This is a genomic window from Methylobacterium sp. 1030 (assembly GCF_040544715.1).
In the GTDB taxonomy this organism is placed as follows: domain Bacteria; phylum Pseudomonadota; class Alphaproteobacteria; order Rhizobiales; family Beijerinckiaceae; genus Methylobacterium.
In genome coordinates this window covers 145,180-159,783 of the sequence record NZ_JBEPKM010000011.1, presented here as the reverse complement: position 1 = coordinate 159,783, position 14,604 = coordinate 145,180, and the positions used below count along the sequence as shown (strand labels likewise).

The 14,604-nt window shown below is 73.4% G+C and carries 17 protein-coding genes; 10 read left to right on the top strand and 7 right to left on the bottom strand.

All coding sequences use genetic code 11. The features are described 5' to 3' along the window. Window positions 1-70 precede the first annotated feature (70 nt). The 4 genes from ABIC30_RS17730 (at window position 71) to ABIC30_RS17715 (ending at window position 4,345) form a co-directional block, all read left to right on the top strand. Complete coding sequence (locus ABIC30_RS17730; RefSeq protein ID WP_020093648.1) at window positions 71-328, top strand: hypothetical protein; 258 nt, start codon at window positions 71-73, stop codon at window positions 326-328. A gap of 55 nt (window positions 329-383) precedes the next feature. Continuing rightward, window positions 384-1,550, top strand: a complete 1,167-nt coding sequence (locus ABIC30_RS17725) for an MFS transporter (protein WP_354455846.1) — start codon at window positions 384-386, stop codon at window positions 1,548-1,550. A gap of 65 nt (window positions 1,551-1,615) precedes the next feature. Beyond that, window positions 1,616-3,805, top strand: a complete 2,190-nt coding sequence (locus tag ABIC30_RS17720) for a primosomal protein N' (RefSeq protein WP_354455845.1) — start codon at window positions 1,616-1,618, stop codon at window positions 3,803-3,805. 177 nt (window positions 3,806-3,982) lie between these two features. Further along, window positions 3,983-4,345, top strand: coding sequence for a SpoIIAA family protein (locus ABIC30_RS17715; RefSeq protein WP_020093645.1), 363 nt, complete (start codon window positions 3,983-3,985; stop codon window positions 4,343-4,345). Window positions 4,346-4,351: 6 nt separating this feature from the next. On the opposite strand, the gene ABIC30_RS17710 is transcribed toward ABIC30_RS17715, so the two are convergent. The 6 genes from ABIC30_RS17710 to ABIC30_RS17685 all read right to left on the bottom strand — a co-directional run bounded on the left by ABIC30_RS17710 (window position 4,352) and on the right by ABIC30_RS17685 (window position 8,782). Beyond that, window positions 4,352-4,741 (bottom strand): hypothetical protein, encoded by a 390-nt coding sequence (locus ABIC30_RS17710; protein WP_354455844.1) that lies wholly within the window; start codon window positions 4,739-4,741, stop codon window positions 4,352-4,354. A 500-nt stretch (window positions 4,742-5,241) separates the two neighbouring features. Continuing rightward, entirely contained in the window at window positions 5,242-5,448 is a 207-nt protein-coding gene (locus ABIC30_RS17705; RefSeq protein ID WP_020093643.1) for a Trm112 family protein, read from the bottom strand. Between the two features lie 11 nt (window positions 5,449-5,459). Beyond that, window positions 5,460-6,125: an LON peptidase substrate-binding domain-containing protein gene (locus tag ABIC30_RS17700; protein WP_354455843.1), complete on the bottom strand. Its 666-nt coding sequence runs from the start codon at window positions 6,123-6,125 to the stop codon at window positions 5,460-5,462. A 49-nt stretch (window positions 6,126-6,174) separates the two neighbouring features. Beyond that, window positions 6,175-7,089, bottom strand: a complete 915-nt coding sequence (gene trxA, locus ABIC30_RS17695) for a thioredoxin (protein ID WP_354455842.1) — start codon at window positions 7,087-7,089, stop codon at window positions 6,175-6,177. Window positions 7,090-7,171: 82 nt separating this feature from the next. Then, entirely contained in the window at window positions 7,172-7,639 is a 468-nt protein-coding gene (locus ABIC30_RS17690) for a hypothetical protein (protein ID WP_020093640.1), read from the bottom strand. Between the two features lie 165 nt (window positions 7,640-7,804). Next, window positions 7,805-8,782 (bottom strand): glutathione S-transferase family protein, encoded by a 978-nt coding sequence (locus ABIC30_RS17685; RefSeq protein ID WP_354455841.1) that lies wholly within the window; start codon window positions 8,780-8,782, stop codon window positions 7,805-7,807. Window positions 8,783-8,995: 213 nt separating this feature from the next. On the opposite strand from ABIC30_RS17685, the gene ABIC30_RS17680 reads away from it, so the two are divergent. Further along, a complete protein-coding gene (locus ABIC30_RS17680; RefSeq protein ID WP_042671783.1) occupies window positions 8,996-9,220 on the top strand; it encodes a hypothetical protein in 225 nt (74 codons plus the stop codon). On the opposite strand, the gene ABIC30_RS17675 is transcribed toward ABIC30_RS17680, so the two are convergent. Then, complete coding sequence (locus ABIC30_RS17675; RefSeq protein ID WP_026605004.1) at window positions 9,214-10,182, bottom strand: alginate O-acetyltransferase AlgX-related protein; 969 nt, start codon at window positions 10,180-10,182, stop codon at window positions 9,214-9,216. The two genes, ABIC30_RS17680 and ABIC30_RS17675, sit on opposite strands and share 7 nt — an antisense overlap. A 198-nt stretch (window positions 10,183-10,380) precedes the next feature. Between ABIC30_RS17675 and ABIC30_RS17670 the strand changes: the two genes are divergently transcribed. The 5 genes from ABIC30_RS17670 (at window position 10,381) to ABIC30_RS17650 (ending at window position 14,604) form a co-directional block, all read left to right on the top strand. Beyond that, window positions 10,381-11,403, top strand: a complete 1,023-nt coding sequence (locus ABIC30_RS17670; RefSeq protein ID WP_502915846.1) for an SPL family radical SAM protein — start codon at window positions 10,381-10,383, stop codon at window positions 11,401-11,403. A 26-nt stretch (window positions 11,404-11,429) separates the two neighbouring features. Then, window positions 11,430-11,948: a 2'-5' RNA ligase family protein gene (locus ABIC30_RS17665; RefSeq protein ID WP_354455839.1), complete on the top strand. Its 519-nt coding sequence runs from the start codon at window positions 11,430-11,432 to the stop codon at window positions 11,946-11,948. Window positions 11,949-11,979: 31 nt separating this feature from the next. Next, window positions 11,980-12,738 carry a phosphatase PAP2 family protein gene (locus ABIC30_RS17660; protein ID WP_020093634.1) on the top strand — a complete coding sequence of 253 codons (759 nt, stop codon included), beginning with the start codon at window positions 11,980-11,982 and terminating at the stop codon, window positions 12,736-12,738. A 102-nt stretch (window positions 12,739-12,840) separates the two neighbouring features. Next, complete coding sequence (locus ABIC30_RS17655; RefSeq protein ID WP_354455838.1) at window positions 12,841-13,209, top strand: PilZ domain-containing protein; 369 nt, start codon at window positions 12,841-12,843, stop codon at window positions 13,207-13,209. A gap of 84 nt (window positions 13,210-13,293) precedes the next feature. Beyond that, window positions 13,294-14,604 (top strand): Gfo/Idh/MocA family protein, encoded by a 1,311-nt coding sequence (locus ABIC30_RS17650; RefSeq protein WP_354455837.1) that lies wholly within the window; start codon window positions 13,294-13,296, stop codon window positions 14,602-14,604.

Here is a 14,604-nt window from a genome sequence, read left to right as displayed (position 1 = left end):
CCGGGCCGCGATGCCTAGGTTCGGCCCCTCGCAGCCGGTCCACGCTCCTCGAGCCTCCTGGAGGCCATCCGTGCAAACCTACACCCTCGCCATCGCCGACGGCGTCCTGTTCGCCTGCCTGCCCGACGAGGCCGACATCTCGGCCGCGATCACCGACGCGACCGCGACCAATTACGGGTTCGGCCTCAGCCTCGACATCGTCCGCGGGGCGACCCTGACCGACGCGGCCCGTCCCGAGGACGAGGTCGTGTGGCAGGAAGGGCCGGACAGCGAGTTGCTGGACGCACAGGGGCGGCGCTACCGCTACGCCGTCCGCCGACCCTGCTGACGAAAGCCCGGCGCGGACCTGACACCGGGACGCGCGCCGGTGCTACGCTCCGCCGATGGAGCGGCGGGCGACAGGGGCGGGACGGTGGGGCGGGCTCGCCCGATTCCTCGTCCTCTACGCGGCGCTCTACGGCGCCTACGGGGTGCTGTCGCCGGTCCTGCCGGGCTTCCTCGCCGCGCGCGGCCTGACGCCCGGCGAGATCGGCCTCCTCCTCGCCGCCGCGGGCGCCCTGCGTCTCGCGGTCGGGCCCCTGGCCGGCGCCTTCGCCGACCGCCACCGGGCCGGCCGATCCGTCCTGGCGGCGAGCCTCGCGCTGGCCGGGCTCAGCGCCCTGGCGCACCTGCCGGGCGCCGGGCTGGCGCAGCTGATCGGGCCGGCGCTCCTCTACGCGGCGGGCACCGCGGCCCCGGCGCCCCTCGCCGACGCGCTGGCCCTGGCCGCCGCGCGCGGCGGCGCGGCGTTCCAGTACGGCTGGGTCCGCGGCGCGGGCTCGGCCGCGTTCATCGTCGGCACCGCCGCGGCCGGCTGGCTGATCGGCCTCCACGGCCTCGCCGCCGCCCTCGTGGCGAGCGGCGGCCTGTTCCTGGCAGCCGGCGCGGCCGCCCTGGCGCTGCCCGCCGGCCCTGGCGGCGCGGCGCGGGCCGGGGCGCCGTGGCACGGCTTCGCCGCCCTGGTGGCCCTGCCGCGCTTCCGCCGCACGGTGCTGGTCGCCGCCCTGGTGATCGGCGCGCACGCGATGCACGACGGCTTCGCCATGATCCTGTGGCGGTCCGCCGGGATCGCGGCGACCACCGCCGGCCTGCTCTGGTCGGTCTCGGTGGCCGCGGAGGTCCTGGTCTTCCTGCTGGTCGGACCGCCCCTGCTGGCGCGGATCGGCCCGGCAACCGGCATCGCGGTGGCGGCCTGCGCGGGGGGGCTGCGCTGGGCGGTGCTGGCATCCACGACCGCGCTTCCCTGGCTCGCCGCCGCCGAGTCCCTGCACGGGCTGAGCTTCGCCCTCCTGCACCTCGCCTGCCTGGGGCTCATCGAGGCGTCGACGCCGGCCGATCTCCGGACGACCGCGCTGGCGCTCTACGGCACGCTGGGCCTCGGCCTGTCGGGGGTGGCCGCGACGCTGGCCTCCGGGGCGCTCTACGGGGCGTTCGGCGCTTCGGCCTTCTGGGCCATGGCGGCGCTGAGCCTCGCGGCGCTGCCGCTCGTGCCGGCGCTGCGGGATCGCTGAAGCGGCGGGTTCTTTTCCCGCGCCTATGGTACGGACCCGGAACGGACCCGCCCGAAAAGCCCCGCATGCCCGCCGTCGCCGAGATCCTGATCCCGCTCGCCCTCGATACGCCCTACAGCTACGTGGCGCCGGCCGGGCTCGACCTCGCCCCGGGCGACGTGGTGCAGGTGCCCCTCGGCCCGCGCGAGATCGTCGGGGTGGTCTGGGGCGTCGCCGAGACGCCCGGCGGCTCGAACCTGCGGCCCGTGACCGGCCGCCTCCCCTACCCGCCCCTGTCGGAGCCGCTGCGCAGCCTCGTCGACTGGATCGCCCGCTACACGCTGGCGCCGAAGGGCTCGGCGCTCGCCATGGTCCTGCGGCTGCCCGACGAGGCGGCCGCCGGCGAGACCGCCCGCGTCGCCGTGCGACTCACCGACAAGCCCCCGTCCCGGCCGACCCCGGCCCGCACCAAGGTGCTCGCCGCCGCGGCCGACGGCGCCCTGCGCGGCAAGAGCGCGCTCGCCAAGGAGGCCGGCGTCTCGCTCTCGGTGGTCGACGGGCTGATCGACGACGGCGTCCTCGAGACCGTCGCGGTCGAGCCCGAGCCGGTCGCGCCGCGGCCCGACCCGGACTTCCCGCGGGCGCCGCTCTCGCCCGCCCAGGCCGAGGCGGTGGCGGCCCTCGTCGCCCCCTTCCCGTGGGACCGGCCGCAGCCGCGGGAATCCGACGATCTCCGCCCGGTCCTGCTGGAGGGCGTCACGGGCTCCGGCAAGACCGAGGTCTATTTCGAGGCGGTGGCCGCCTGCGTCCGGGCCGGGCGGCAGGCGCTGATCCTGATGCCCGAGATCGCCCTGACGGCGCAGTTCCTCGACCGGTTCGCCGCCCGGTTCGGGGTCCGGCCGGCGGCGTGGCATTCCGGGATCGGCGGCAAGCGGCGCGAGCGCCTGCGCGCCGCCGTGGCCGAGGGCGAGGCGCTCGTGGTGGTCGGCGCGCGCTCCGCCCTGTTCCTGCCCTTCGCGCGGCTCGGCCTGATCGTGGTCGATGAGGAGCACGAGACGGCCTACAAGCAGGAGGACGGCGTCCATTACCACGCCCGCGACATGGCGGTGGTGCGCGGGCGCCTCGAGGGCTGCCCGGTCGTCCTGACCTCGGCGACGCCCGCGATCGAGACCCGCGTCAACGCCGCGCGGGGGCGCTACCGGCACGTCCTGCTCCCCGAGCGCTTCGGCGGCCGGCGCCTGCCCGACATCGCCGCGATCGACATGCGCCTCGACCAGCCCGAGCGCGGCCGCTTCCTCAGCCCGCCGCTGGTCAACGCGGTGAAGAGCACCCTGGAGCGCGGCGAGCAGGCGCTGCTGTTCCTCAACCGCCGAGGCTACGCGCCGCTGACCCTCTGCCGCGCCTGCGGCCACCGCTACCAGTGCAAGAACTGCTCGACCTGGCTCGTGGAGCACCGGTTCCGCCGGGCGCTGGTCTGCCACCAGTGCGGCTACGCCGAGCGCCGGCCGGAGGCCTGCACCGAGTGCGGGACCTTCGACAATCTCACCGCCTGCGGGCCCGGCGTCGAGCGGATCGCCGAGGAGGCCGCCGAGATGTTCCCGGACCGGCGCATCGTCGTCCTGTCGAGCGACTTTCCCGGCGGCGCCGAGCGTCTGCGCCAGGAACTCGAGGCGGTGGCGGCCGGCGCGTGCGACGTCGTGATCGGCACGCAACTCGTGGCCAAGGGCCACAACTTCCCGTTCCTGACGCTGGTCGGCGTCCTCGACGCCGATATCGGCCTGACCTCGGGCGACCCGCGGGCGGCGGAGCGCACCTTCCAGTTGCTCCAGCAGGTCACCGGGCGCGCCGGACGCGGCGAGAAGGCCGGGCGCGCCCTGGTCCAGACCTACCAGCCGGACCACCCGGTGATCGCCGCCCTGCTGTCGGGCGACGCCGAGCGCTTCTACGCGGAGGAGATCCAGGCCCGCGAGGCGGCGGGCCTGCCGCCGTTCGGGCGGCTCGCCGCGCTGATCGTCTCGGCGAGCGAGCGCGAGGTCGCGGAGGCGCACGGGCAGGCGCTCGCCCGCGCCGCGGAGCCGCCGGAGGGCGTGATGGTCCTGGGGCCCGCCGAGGCGCCGCTCGCCCTGGTGCGCGGCCGCTACCGCTTCCGCCTGCTCGTGAAGACCGAGCGCAACGTCGATCTCCAGGCCTATCTGCGCGCCTGGATCGCCCGGGGCCCGAAGGTGCGCGGCAACGTCCGAGTCGCCATCGATGTCGACCCGCAGAGCTTTTTGTAGGAGACTTCGCGGGCCTCCCGGTCTCGTGAACGCCGGTTCGCCGTCGGGAGGCACGTCAGAGCGAGGGTCCGGAGCCATACCGGTTCGTCCCGCGATCGGGTATGGCTCAGGTCACGGGCGGCGGACCCTGGTCGGAGACCGGCTACGGGACGCATGCGGTTCCCGGAGGAGCGATCAGTGCTGACCTACACCAAGACGCCGGATTCGAATGTCGCCGAGATCGTGGTCGACGGGAAGATCACCGACGAGGAGATGAACGCGGCGATGACCGCGATGAAGGCCGACCTCGACAAGGGCGGCAAGATCAAGCTGCTCGAGGATATCCGCGCCTTCGAGGGCATGGAGCCCGCGGCCTTCTTCAAGGACCCGCGCTTCGGCATCTCGATGATGAAGAGCATCAGCCACGTCGCCCTGGTGACGGACGCACCCTGGCTGAAGGCGCTGGCCGAGACCTTCAACTTCGTGTCGCCGACCCAGATCAAGGTGTTCGAGCGCGCCCGCATCGACGAGGCGCGGAGCTGGCTCGCCGCGGCCGCCTGAGCGACCTCAGTCGGCCTGCGCGGTGCGGGTGTCGCTGCGCCGCGCGGTCCAGTGGCCCGAGCACAGGGACGAGACCTTCCAGGTGCCGGCGCCGCTGCCGGCCTGGAGTCGGCCGGTGCCGGTGCCGCTCGCCGTCCCGTTGCTGACCGTGATGCCGACGCTGCCGTCGGGCCGCACGTGGCCGTTGACCTGCGCCCCGGCGCTGCCGGAAACGAGCTGCACCTGCCCCTCGCGGATCGCGAGCGCGTAGGTGTAGCGGGCGCTGCACAGGCCGCTCTCCGTCACCAGCTCCACCGACCACCGCCCGTTATGCGCGCTCGGCCCCGCGCTGGCGGGCAGGCACGTCGGGAGGAGAAGGCCGGCGGCGAGGGCCGCGACCGCGGTCAGCTTGGTCATGCGATGCAATCTTTCAGCGAAGCGGACACCGCCGGAAGCGGCGTGCACGGTCAGAATCATCGATCGAGGATGACTCGACGCTGAACGATGGAAGCGGCAAGAGTATGGCTGCCTCCCACTTGTTCAAGATAGATTACGGCCGACAGTCCCCCGGCCAATAGTCAAGCTCGTTGCGGACGATGCTGTGGACTGATCTGCCGACCGGAGCGTCCAAGTCTCCGCTCATCACGGAGGAGACGGAGGCGGCCGAGGTCCTGCTCGCGCCTGTCGAGGATCGCCGGGCCCGCGGGAAAGCGCCCGCGAGACCGCGGCCGAACCTGCCCGCGCGGGAGAGCCTCGGGCGCCTCGGGGCGGGCCGGCGATTGAGCAACCGGCCTCGATCGGGCCGGGCGGGATCCATGATCGGATCCGTCGGCGGGCGCGGGCAGCCGACCAGCGCGCTGCGCCGCCCTCGCGGGTTGTGACGGGCCGCGCGGGACGGCCGGAGCGACTCGCGGTGCTCAGTCGGTGAGCGGCCGGGCTTCCTCGGGCAGCATGATCGGGATCCCGTCGCGGATCGGGTAGGCGAGCTTCGCCGAGCGGCTGATCAGCTCCTGCCGGGCCGAATCGTATTCCAGGGTGCCCTTGGTCAGCGGGCAGACCAGGATCTCCAGGAGCTTCGGGTCGACGCGGGTCGCCTCGACGGGGGCGGTGAGATCGTTGGACATCGTGGGGCAACCTATTGCAACGGCGACTCGGGACCCGAGCCGCGAACCAGTTCCATCTGCGTGACCGCGATCAGGATCTCGGCCCGGGTCTTCAGGTCGGGAGCCTCCAGCATCGCCTGCTTCTCGCGCACGCCGAACGGGCTCATCATGCACAGGGCGTTGACCAGCGCCTCGTCGGGCGCCTCGTCGATCCCGGCCCAGTCCACCTTGAGGTCGTTCGACTCCACGAAATCGCGTAGCGCCTTGAGGACGCCCTCGCGGTCGACCTGCTCCTCGCCCGCCCGCGGCTCGAAGTCCACCGCGAACTCGTCGTAGGAGACGTGGCAGCGGCGATAGGGGCCGATCGAGGCCAGCTCGCTCTCGACTCGGAACCGGGTGACGCCGGTGAGCGAGATCAGGTACCGGCCGTCGCCGGTCTCGGCGTACTGGGTGACGCGGCCCGCGCAGCCGACGCGGTAGAGCTTCGGATTCGATCCGCCCGACCCTTCCGGGTCGGGCTGGATCATCCCGATGATCCGGTCCGTCCGCATGGCATCGTCGACCATCGCGAGATAGCGCGGCTCGAAGATGTTGAGCGGCATCTGTCCCCGCGGCAGCAGCAGCGCGCCGGACAGCGGGAAGACCGGGATCACGGCCGGGCAATCCGCGGGGCCCTTGTAGCTCGCATGGGTGCTCATGGCGCCTCCCAGAGGGGCCGAACGGTGGGCCGGCGCGCGAGCCGGTGCCTCACGAGAACAGAAGTGCCGAGAGCTTGCGCCGGCCGCGGATCGTGTCGGGGTCCATCACGCCCCAGGCCTCGAAGAATTGCAGCAGCTGCTTGCGCGCACCGTCCTCGTTCCAGTCCTTGTCGCGCTTGCGCAGCTCGATCAGGTGATCGACCGCCTGGCCGCGCTCCCCCCGGGCGGCGAGCCCGAGCGCGAGGTCGAACCGCGCCTGGTGGGCGTCCGGGTTGGCCTCGACTTCGCGCTGCAGGCCCGCGAGGTCGCCCAGCGACGCCGCCTGCTCGGCGAGTTCCAGGGCGGCGCGGATGCCGACGAGCGCCGGGTCGCCGGCCTTCGCCTCCGGAACCATCGCCAGGACGCGCTTGGCGTTCTCGATCTCGCCCGCGTCGAGCTGCATCTTGGCGAGGCCGGCCAGCGCGGTGACGTTATCGGGCTGCTGCTCCAGCACGGCCGCGTAGATCTCGGCGGCGCCGGCGATGTCGCCTTCCTGGATCAGGGCCGCCGCGTCGGCGAGGGCCGCCTCCAGCGGGTCCTGCTGCGGACCGGCCACGCGCGCGATCAGCTCCTTGATCTGGCTCTCCGGGACCGCGCCCATGAAGCCGTCGACCGGCTGGCCCTTCTGGAAGACGATGACCGCCGGGATCGACTGGATGCCGAGCTGACCGGCGATCGAGGGATGCTCGTCGATGTTCATCTTCGCGAGGACGACCGCGCCCGCGGCTTCCCGGACGACCTTCTCCAGGACCGGCGTGAGCTGCTTGCAGGGCCCGCACCAGGGCGCCCAGAAATCGACCAGGACCGGCCGGTTCATCGACTCGGCGATGACATCCTGACGGAAGCTCGCGGTGGTCGTGTCCTTGATGAGGGAGCCGGTGTCGCCGGCCGGGGTACCGCCCGCGGCGAGGGTGTCGTTGAGCATCGGTCTGGCTTCGGAACCTTTTTCGTGGAGCGCCTTAAATGGGGCTTCCGCCCCGGTCTGACCAGCCCGGAGGGCCGGATCCTCAGCGCGGCGGCGCGGCGGCCGGCGCGCCCGCCGCCGCCTTGGCGGCGGTCACGAAGGTGCCGGCGAAGGGACGCCCGTCGGCGGTGCTGGCCTCGCAGGTGATCGCGGTGCGCCCGGCTTCCGGGGTCGAGAAGCGGCAGGCGCCGATCGCGAGGATCGGGGCGCCGTCCTTGCCCGTGGTGACGACGTTGATCGGCTGCAGCGGATCGGTCTCCTCGGTGGCCTCCTGCTGGGCGCCGTTGCCGCTGAAGCTGAGGGTCTGACCGTCGGAGGTCGTGAAGTCGAAGCTCGTGCGGTTGCGGCTCACCGCGTTCGTCAGGACGTTGCTGCAGGCCGCGCTCAGGTCCTGCGTGCCGATGACGAGCTTCTCGCAGGTCCCTTCCAGCCGCAGCGCCGCCTGGGCGCGGGCCGCGGAGGGCAGGCTGACGAGGGCGCAGAGCAGCGCGAGGCGCAGGCTGTTGGTCATGGCGTGTCGGGCATCCTCCGGTTGAGAGCCGAACTAGGCGCGCCGCGCACGCCGTCGAGGGGCACGGCCCCCGGACCGGCGCGACGGGAGGTGTGTCGCGGACGCGCCGGACGCCCTCAACCCTACCCGCACGGGCGCGGAAGGGACGCCGGGCGGGGCGGCCCGCTAGCCCGCGAACCGCAGGGCCCGGTCGTTCGGCGCGGCGAGGTCGAGGTCCGGCCCAAGGGGCACGATCCCCGTCGGATTGATGGTCGGATGGCTCTCGTAATAGTGCCGCTTGATGTGGGTGAGGTTCACGGTCGGCGCGACGCCCGGCAGCGCGTAGAGGTCGCGGAGGTAGTTCGACAGGTTCGGGTAGTCGGCGATCCGGCGCCTGTTGCACTTGAAGTGCCCGACATAGACCGCGTCGAACCGCACCAGCGTCGTGAACAGCCGGATGTCGGCCTCGGTCAGCCGGTCCCCGCAGAGGTAGCGGCTCCGGTCGAGGCGCGCCTCGAGCGCGTCGAGTTCCGCGAACAGGGCCTCGAAGGCCTGGGCGTAGGCCTCCTGCGTGGTCGCGAAGCCCGCCTTGTAGACGCCGTTGTTCACGCGGTCGTAGACGCGGCCGTTCACGGCGTCGATCTCGGCGCGCAGGTCCGGGGGATAGAGGTCGGGGCCGGTGCCCCCGAAGGCGTCGTTCAGCATCCGCAGGATCTCGGCGGATTCGTTCGACACGATGGTGGCGCGCTCCCGGTCCCAGAGGGTCGGGACGGTGACCCGGCCGCTGTAGGACGGGTCCGCCGCCAGGTAGACCTCGTAGAGGCGCCGGGCGCCGTGGATCGGGTCCGGCGTCGCGCCCGGCGTGTCGCCGAAGACCCAGCCCTCGGAGCCCATGTGCGGGTCGACCACCGAGACGGAGATCGCGTCCTCCAGCCCCTTGAGCGTCCGGCCGATCAGTGTGCGGTGCGCCCACGGACAGGCCAGGGACACGTAGAGATGGTAGCGCCCCGGCTCGCCGCGGAAGCCGCCCGCGCCGGAGGGGCCCGCCGACCCGTCGGCGGTGACCCAGTTGCGGAAGGCCGAGGCCTTGCGCTCGAAGCGGCCGCCCGTCGCGGCGGTGTCGTACCACTGGTCGCGCCAGATGCCGTCTACGAGGAGGCCCATTGTCGTCTCCGCCTGTCCGAGAGGTCCGACCGAGATGGGCCTCGCGCGGTCGGTGTGAAGGGACGCGTCCGCCCGCGAACGCCACGCAAGGCAGGCCTGCGCCCGCCTGTCTGTTGCGGTGCAGCAAAGTCCGCCATGTCTCGCGTCACCCACCCGTCGCCGTGCGCGTGCCGCAGCTGCCCGACCCGGTGGGGGATCGATGGAGGTAATGTGATGTCGTTCGCGCTGGTGCCCGTCGCCGAGGCGGCCCTGTTCACGTTCGGGTGCCTGGTGATCCACGCCCTGCGGCGCCACGCCGACGTGGTCACCGCGACGCTCGCGTGCCTCGCGACGCTCCTCGTCCTGATGATCGGCATCGCCTGCGCGCCGGAATCCTTCGCGAAGTATCAGGCGGCGAGCGTCGCCGACTTCGCTCGCCTGGATCAGGCCATCTACTGAGGCTTCGCCCCGCGGCCGACGGCGTCGAGGCCGCCGGTCCGGAGCTTCGCGAGGCGGCCGCCGGTCCCGCGCTGGCCGGCGACGGCCACGTCGAAATCGTCCTTCGGGAGTTTGGCGAGGAAGCGCTCGGCGATTTCGAACAGAAGGATGTCGGCGCGGACCCGCTCGATATAGGCCCAGTCGAGGCTCGACGACCAGACGAAGTGCACCTCGCTGAAGCTCTCGGCGAGCAGCCCGGTCAGCAGGAACGGGTCGAAATGGGCGCAGGAATCGCCGAACAGGACGAGCCGGCGCGGATCGGCCGCCGGTGACGCGTTCCGGTAGACGACATGCGCGCCGACATGCACCTCCCGGTCGCGCCCTTCCGCCTCGTAGGCGGCGAGCAGCGGCCCGGTCTCGACCCGCGACGCGTCGCGCTGCAGCATGAACCGTTCCAGGCGCTCGCGCGGCCGCTCCGGCAGCTTCTCGCCGAGATCCATGAGCTGGTCCGAGACGATGCCCGGACGCGCGCCGATGTCGGCCGGCGGGATCGCCCCGAGCGCCCGCATGATCGCGCGGTAGGCCAGCAGGCAGCCCTGCGCGGTCCAGTGCGTGTCGGTGCGCAGGTAGAGCGGCACCGGCCCGTTCCGGGCGGCGCGGAGCGGGGCGAGAAGGTCGAGATAGGCCGGATGCCGGGCGAGGCTGCGGGCCAGCCGCCGGGTCGAGGCCTTGCCGGGGGCGTAACGCAGGCCGTCGGTCTTGTCGTCGTAGACCGACAGCTTCTCCGGCACGATCACGTGCAGGCAGCGGATGCCGAGGCTCTCGGCCCGCCGCGCGCGGGCCTTGATCAGCCGTGTCCAGCCGCGCAGCAGCAGCCAGTGCCGCAGGCCGCCGCGATACCGGTCCATGACCCGGTTGGTCCCCCCCGTGAGGAATAACCAGCCGTCGCGGCCGACATGTACGCTCTCCCTGCCTGCAGACATGACGGTGCTTTAGCCGCACCGCGAGCGGGCGACTAGGCCGGACCCGGCACCGGGACCGCGCGTTCGTCAGGCATGACGCCCTCCCCTGCCCCGGCCGTCCAGACCCGCGATCGCCCGGAGCATGCCGGCGGCCCGGAGCCCATCCGCCCGGAGCCCGCCCGCCCGGAGCGGCTGTGGCGCCCGCGCCGCGTGCTGGTCATGCCCGCCGCCCTGGAGCACGCCCACGGGCGGGCCATGCTGGCCCGCGCCGAGGCGCTGGGCCTGCCGGTGGAGCGGCTGGCGTCCAACCGCCTGCCGAGCCCGCGCGAGCCGGATCCGCGCCGCGCCTACGCGGCCGCCAAGGCGACCCTCGCGCTGACGGTCGCCCCGCCGACCAAGCTGCGGCTGCAGCCGATCCCGCCCTCGGCCGACTGGCGCTTCGACCTCGCCGAGGGCTGCCCGGCCCATTGCCAGTACTGCTACCTCGCGGGCTCTCTGTCCGGGCCGCCGGTGACCCGCGCCTACGCCAATCTGGCGGCGATCCTCGACACCCTCGCGGACTATGCGGGGCGCGGCGCGGTGACGTCGGCCTCCGCCGAGCGGGCGCGGGAGGGGACCACCTTCGAGGCGTCCTGCTACACCGATCCCCTCGGCATCGAGCACCTGACCGGCTCGCTCTCGGCGGCGATCCGGCATTTCGGCGCCTGGGACGCGCCGGTGCAGCTGCGCTTCACCACCAAGTTCGCCGCGGTCGAGCCGCTCCTCGACCTGCCCCACAACCGGCGCACGCGCATCCGCTTCTCGGTCAATCCGCGGGCGGCTGCGCATTACGAGGGCGGCACCGATCCCCTCGACGCGCGGCTCGCCGCCCTGGCGGCGGCGGCGCGGGCCGGCTACCCGGTCGGCCTGACCGTCGCGCCGATCCTGCCGGTCCCGGACTGGGCGGACGCCTATGCCGGGCTGGTCCGCGCCGCCGCCGACGCGCTGGCCGGCGTGCCCGATCTCGACCTCACCGCCGAACTCATCACCCACCGGTTCACGCCGGGCTCGAAGGCGGTGCTGCGCGGCTGGTATCCCGGCTCGGACCTGCCGCTGGACGAGGCGGAGCGCGTCGAGAAGCGCACCAAGTTCGGCTCGGTGAAGCACGTCTTCCCGAAGCCCCTGATGCAGGCGATGCGCGCCCACCTCACCGCCTGCCTCGCCCGCGACCTGCCGTCCGCGCGGATCCTGTACTGGACCTGAGCGCCCGCGGGCGCCATCTGGCCCCGATGACCGACGCGGACCCCCTGATCCTGACGCTCGCCTTCGACGAACCGACTTTCGCGCGGTTCGACGGCGAGCGGCGCCGCCACTTCCCGGAATCCCAGAACCGCATCCCGGCGCACGCGACCCTGTTCCACCACCTGCCGGGCGACCGGGAGCGGGGCGTGATCGAGGCGATCACCGCCCTCGCCCGCACGGTGCCGCCGCCGGAGGTCGCGGTGACCGGCCTGCGCTTCACCGGCCGCGGCGTCGCCTACGCGCTCGACTCCGACGCGCTGGTGCGCTTCCGGGGCCGTCTCGCGCAGGAATTCGCGGCCCACCTCACCGCCCAGGACCGGCAGGGCTGGCGCCCGCACGTCACGGTGCAGAACAAGGTGTCGCCGGACACGGCCCGCGCGCTGCACGCCGACCTGTCGGCGGGGTTCGTGCCGTTCCGGTTCACCGCCCCCGGCACCCTGCTCTGGCGCTACCGCGGCGGCCCCTGGGACGCCGTCGCCCGCCTGCCCTTCGGAGAGAATGCCTGATGGATGTCGACGCGCACCGGGAGACCGCGCCATGAGGGCGCCGGGCAACCTGCGGCAGAACCGGCTGATCGAGCCCGCGATGGCGGTGTGGCTGCGGTTGCGCCTGAACGAGGTCGGTCCCCTCGTCGCCCTGCTCTGCCTGAGCATCCTCGGCTACGGGTTCTTCTACCTCGCCCACGAGGTCGGCGAGGGCTCCACCGCGGCCCTCGACCGGCGGATCCTGCTCGCCCTGCGCAACCCCGCCGATCTCGCCGACCCGATCGGGCCGCCCTGGCTCGAGGAGGCGATGCGCGACATCACCGGGCTCGGCAGCGTCTTCACCGTGCTGTTCCTGACCTGCGCGGTGGCGGCCTATCTCGGCGTGTCCGGGCGCCGACGCATCGGTCTCTACGTCCTCGCCGCGGTGGGGAGCGGCGAGCTGGTCTCGACGGTGCTGAAGATCTTCTACCATCGGCCCCGGCCGGACCTCGTGCCCCACGGCATGGAGGTGTTCACGGCGAGCTTCCCGAGCGGCCACGCCACCATGTCGGCGATCGCCTACCTGACCCTGGCGACCCTGATCGCCCGGATCGAGCGCAACCGCCGCGCCAAGGCGCTGGTCCTGGCGCTCGGGGTGAGCGTGACGCTGCTCGTCGGCATCAGCCGCATCTATCTCGGCGTGCACTGGCCGAGCGACGTCCTGGCCGGCTGGTGCATCGGCGCCGCCTGGGCGTCCCTGTGCTGGTTCGTCGCCCTGCAGCTGCAGCGCCGCGGCGAGGTCGAGGCGCCCGACCCGCCGCCGCCCGCCTGAGGCCGCCGTTAAGGTAAACAGACGGTTAAGGTGGACGGGCGGGGGCGGTCCGGGCTGGATGGCGGTTGTCCCCGCAACCGAAACCGTCAGGGTCAGACGATCGTGGTCGAGCGCCGCCGCACTGCCCGACGCCGCGTCTGCCTGGGCGGGCGGCTGCGCGTCGCGGCCTTCCTCCCGGAGATCGACTGCACGGTCCGCGACGTGTCCCTCGACGGGGCGCGGGTCCGGCTGCCGGCGGAGGCCGTGCTCCCCGACAGCGTCGAGCTGTTCATCCCCTGTCGCGGCGAGGCCCGGCGCGCCTTCGTGGCCTGGCGCGCGGGCGAGTCGGTCGGCCTCGGCTTCGCCGAGACCCGCGCGGCGACGGAGCCCGAGGCGGTCGCGCGCCGGCTCGCCGCCAGCGAGGCGGAGGTGGCGCGTCTGCGCGCCGCGCTCCTCGACGGAAACAGCCCGGAGCCGGGTCGCGTTCACTGAGGGCGCGGTCCCGCCATCCGGCGGCTCCCGGCGCGGGCGGCGCCCCGGGCGCGGCCCTCCCGATCCGGCGACACGGCGAGGCACATGGCGGACGACACCCGGCTCTCACGACGCACTCTCCTCGCGGCCGGGGGCGCCCTGGCCGGCGCCGCGGCCGGCGGCGGCGCGCAGGCCGCGGCGCCGGCCGCCCCGCCGGCCCCTTCGGTCCCGGCCGATACCGGCGCCGTGCAGGGCGGAAAGGTGATGTTCCCGAACTGGCGCGGGCCGGGCGACCGGCCGCCCGCCCCGAGCCCGGCGCCGCAGCCGCCGGGCCACCGCGTCGGCTACTGCGTGGTGGGTCTCGGGCGCCTGAGCCTCGACGAGATCCTGCCGGCGTTCGGCGAGAGCAAGCGCGCCCGTCTCGCGGCGGTGATGTCGGGCTCGCCCGACAAGGCGAAGCTCGTGGCGCGGCAGTACGGGCTGCCGGACGACGCCGTCTACGGTTACGACGCGTGGGATCGCCTGAAGGCGAACCCTGACGTCCAGGCGGTCTACATCGTCACGCCGAACGGCGTGCACCGGGACAACGTCGTGGCGGCCGCCGCGGCCGGCAAGCAGGTGCTCTGCGAGAAGCCGATGGCGGTGACCTCGGACGAGTGCCGGGAGATGATCGCGGCCTGCGCGAAGGCCGGCGTCAAGCTGATGATCGCCTACCGGTGCCAGTACGAGCCCCACAACCGGGCCGTGATCAAGCTCGCGCGTTCGGGCGAGTTCGGCCGGCCCCGGCTGATCCAGGCCTTCAACGGCCAGACCACCGGACTGCCGGAGCAGTGGCGCCTGCGCAAGGCGCTGGCGGGCGGCGGCTCGCTGCCGGATATCGGGCTCTACTGCCTGAACACCGCCCGCGCGGTTCTCGGCGAGGAGCCGAACCTGATCCAGGCCCAGATCTACGCGCCGCCGGACGATCCCAAGTACCGCGAGGTCGAGGAGACGGCGAGCTTCACCCTCCACTTCCCGTCCGGCGTGATCGCCCAGTGCCTGACGAGCTACGGGGTCTACGAGGCGCGGAGCCTGACCCTGCACACCGGGACCGCCTCCGTCGATCTCCAGAACGCCTTCGCCTACCAGGGCCAGCGTCTCTACATCGGCCACCGCGACGGCAGGAACGCCGCCCGGGACGAGAAGGTCCTGAGCCCGAAGAACCAGTTCGCCCTGGAGCTGGACCACTTCGCGCGGTGCATCCAGGAGAACCTGCGGCCCCGCACGCCCGGCGAGGAGGGGCTGCAGGACCAGGTCCTGATGGAGGCGATCTACGAGGCCGCCCGCACCGGCGCGCCGGTCAAGGTCGGCCCGCCCCCCGGCGCCGGTTCCGGCCTCGACGTGACGCGCGGGCCGGAGCCGGAGGAGCCGTCCTGA

What these genes read in the sequence shown, in the direction of transcription:
- ABIC30_RS17725 (WP_354455846.1), top strand. Translation starts at nt 384, where the DNA reads ATGGAGCGGCGGGCGACAGGGGCGGGACGGTGGGGCGGGCTCGCCCGA.
- ABIC30_RS17720 (WP_354455845.1), top strand. Translation starts at nt 1,616, where the DNA reads ATGCCCGCCGTCGCCGAGATCCTGATCCCGCTCGCCCTCGATACGCCC.
- ABIC30_RS17710 (WP_354455844.1), bottom strand. Translation starts at nt 4,741, where the DNA reads ATGACCAAGCTGACCGCGGTCGCGGCCCTCGCCGCCGGCCTTCTCCTC.
- ABIC30_RS17705 (WP_020093643.1), bottom strand. Translation starts at nt 5,448, where the DNA reads ATGTCCAACGATCTCACCGCCCCCGTCGAGGCGACCCGCGTCGACCCG.
- ABIC30_RS17700 (WP_354455843.1), bottom strand. Translation starts at nt 6,125, where the DNA reads ATGAGCACCCATGCGAGCTACAAGGGCCCCGCGGATTGCCCGGCCGTG.
- trxA (WP_354455842.1), bottom strand. Translation starts at nt 7,089, where the DNA reads ATGCTCAACGACACCCTCGCCGCGGGCGGTACCCCGGCCGGCGACACC.
- ABIC30_RS17690 (WP_020093640.1), bottom strand. Translation starts at nt 7,639, where the DNA reads ATGACCAACAGCCTGCGCCTCGCGCTGCTCTGCGCCCTCGTCAGCCTG.
- ABIC30_RS17685 (WP_354455841.1), bottom strand. Translation starts at nt 8,782, where the DNA reads ATGGGCCTCCTCGTAGACGGCATCTGGCGCGACCAGTGGTACGACACC.
- ABIC30_RS17680 (WP_042671783.1), top strand. Translation starts at nt 8,996, where the DNA reads ATGTCGTTCGCGCTGGTGCCCGTCGCCGAGGCGGCCCTGTTCACGTTC.
- ABIC30_RS17675 (WP_026605004.1), bottom strand. Translation starts at nt 10,182, where the DNA reads ATGTCTGCAGGCAGGGAGAGCGTACATGTCGGCCGCGACGGCTGGTTA.
- ABIC30_RS17670 (WP_502915846.1), top strand. Translation starts at nt 10,381, where the DNA reads ATGCCCGCCGCCCTGGAGCACGCCCACGGGCGGGCCATGCTGGCCCGC.
- ABIC30_RS17665 (WP_354455839.1), top strand. Translation starts at nt 11,430, where the DNA reads ATGACCGACGCGGACCCCCTGATCCTGACGCTCGCCTTCGACGAACCG.
- ABIC30_RS17660 (WP_020093634.1), top strand. Translation starts at nt 11,980, where the DNA reads ATGAGGGCGCCGGGCAACCTGCGGCAGAACCGGCTGATCGAGCCCGCG.
- ABIC30_RS17650 (WP_354455837.1), top strand. Translation starts at nt 13,294, where the DNA reads ATGGCGGACGACACCCGGCTCTCACGACGCACTCTCCTCGCGGCCGGG.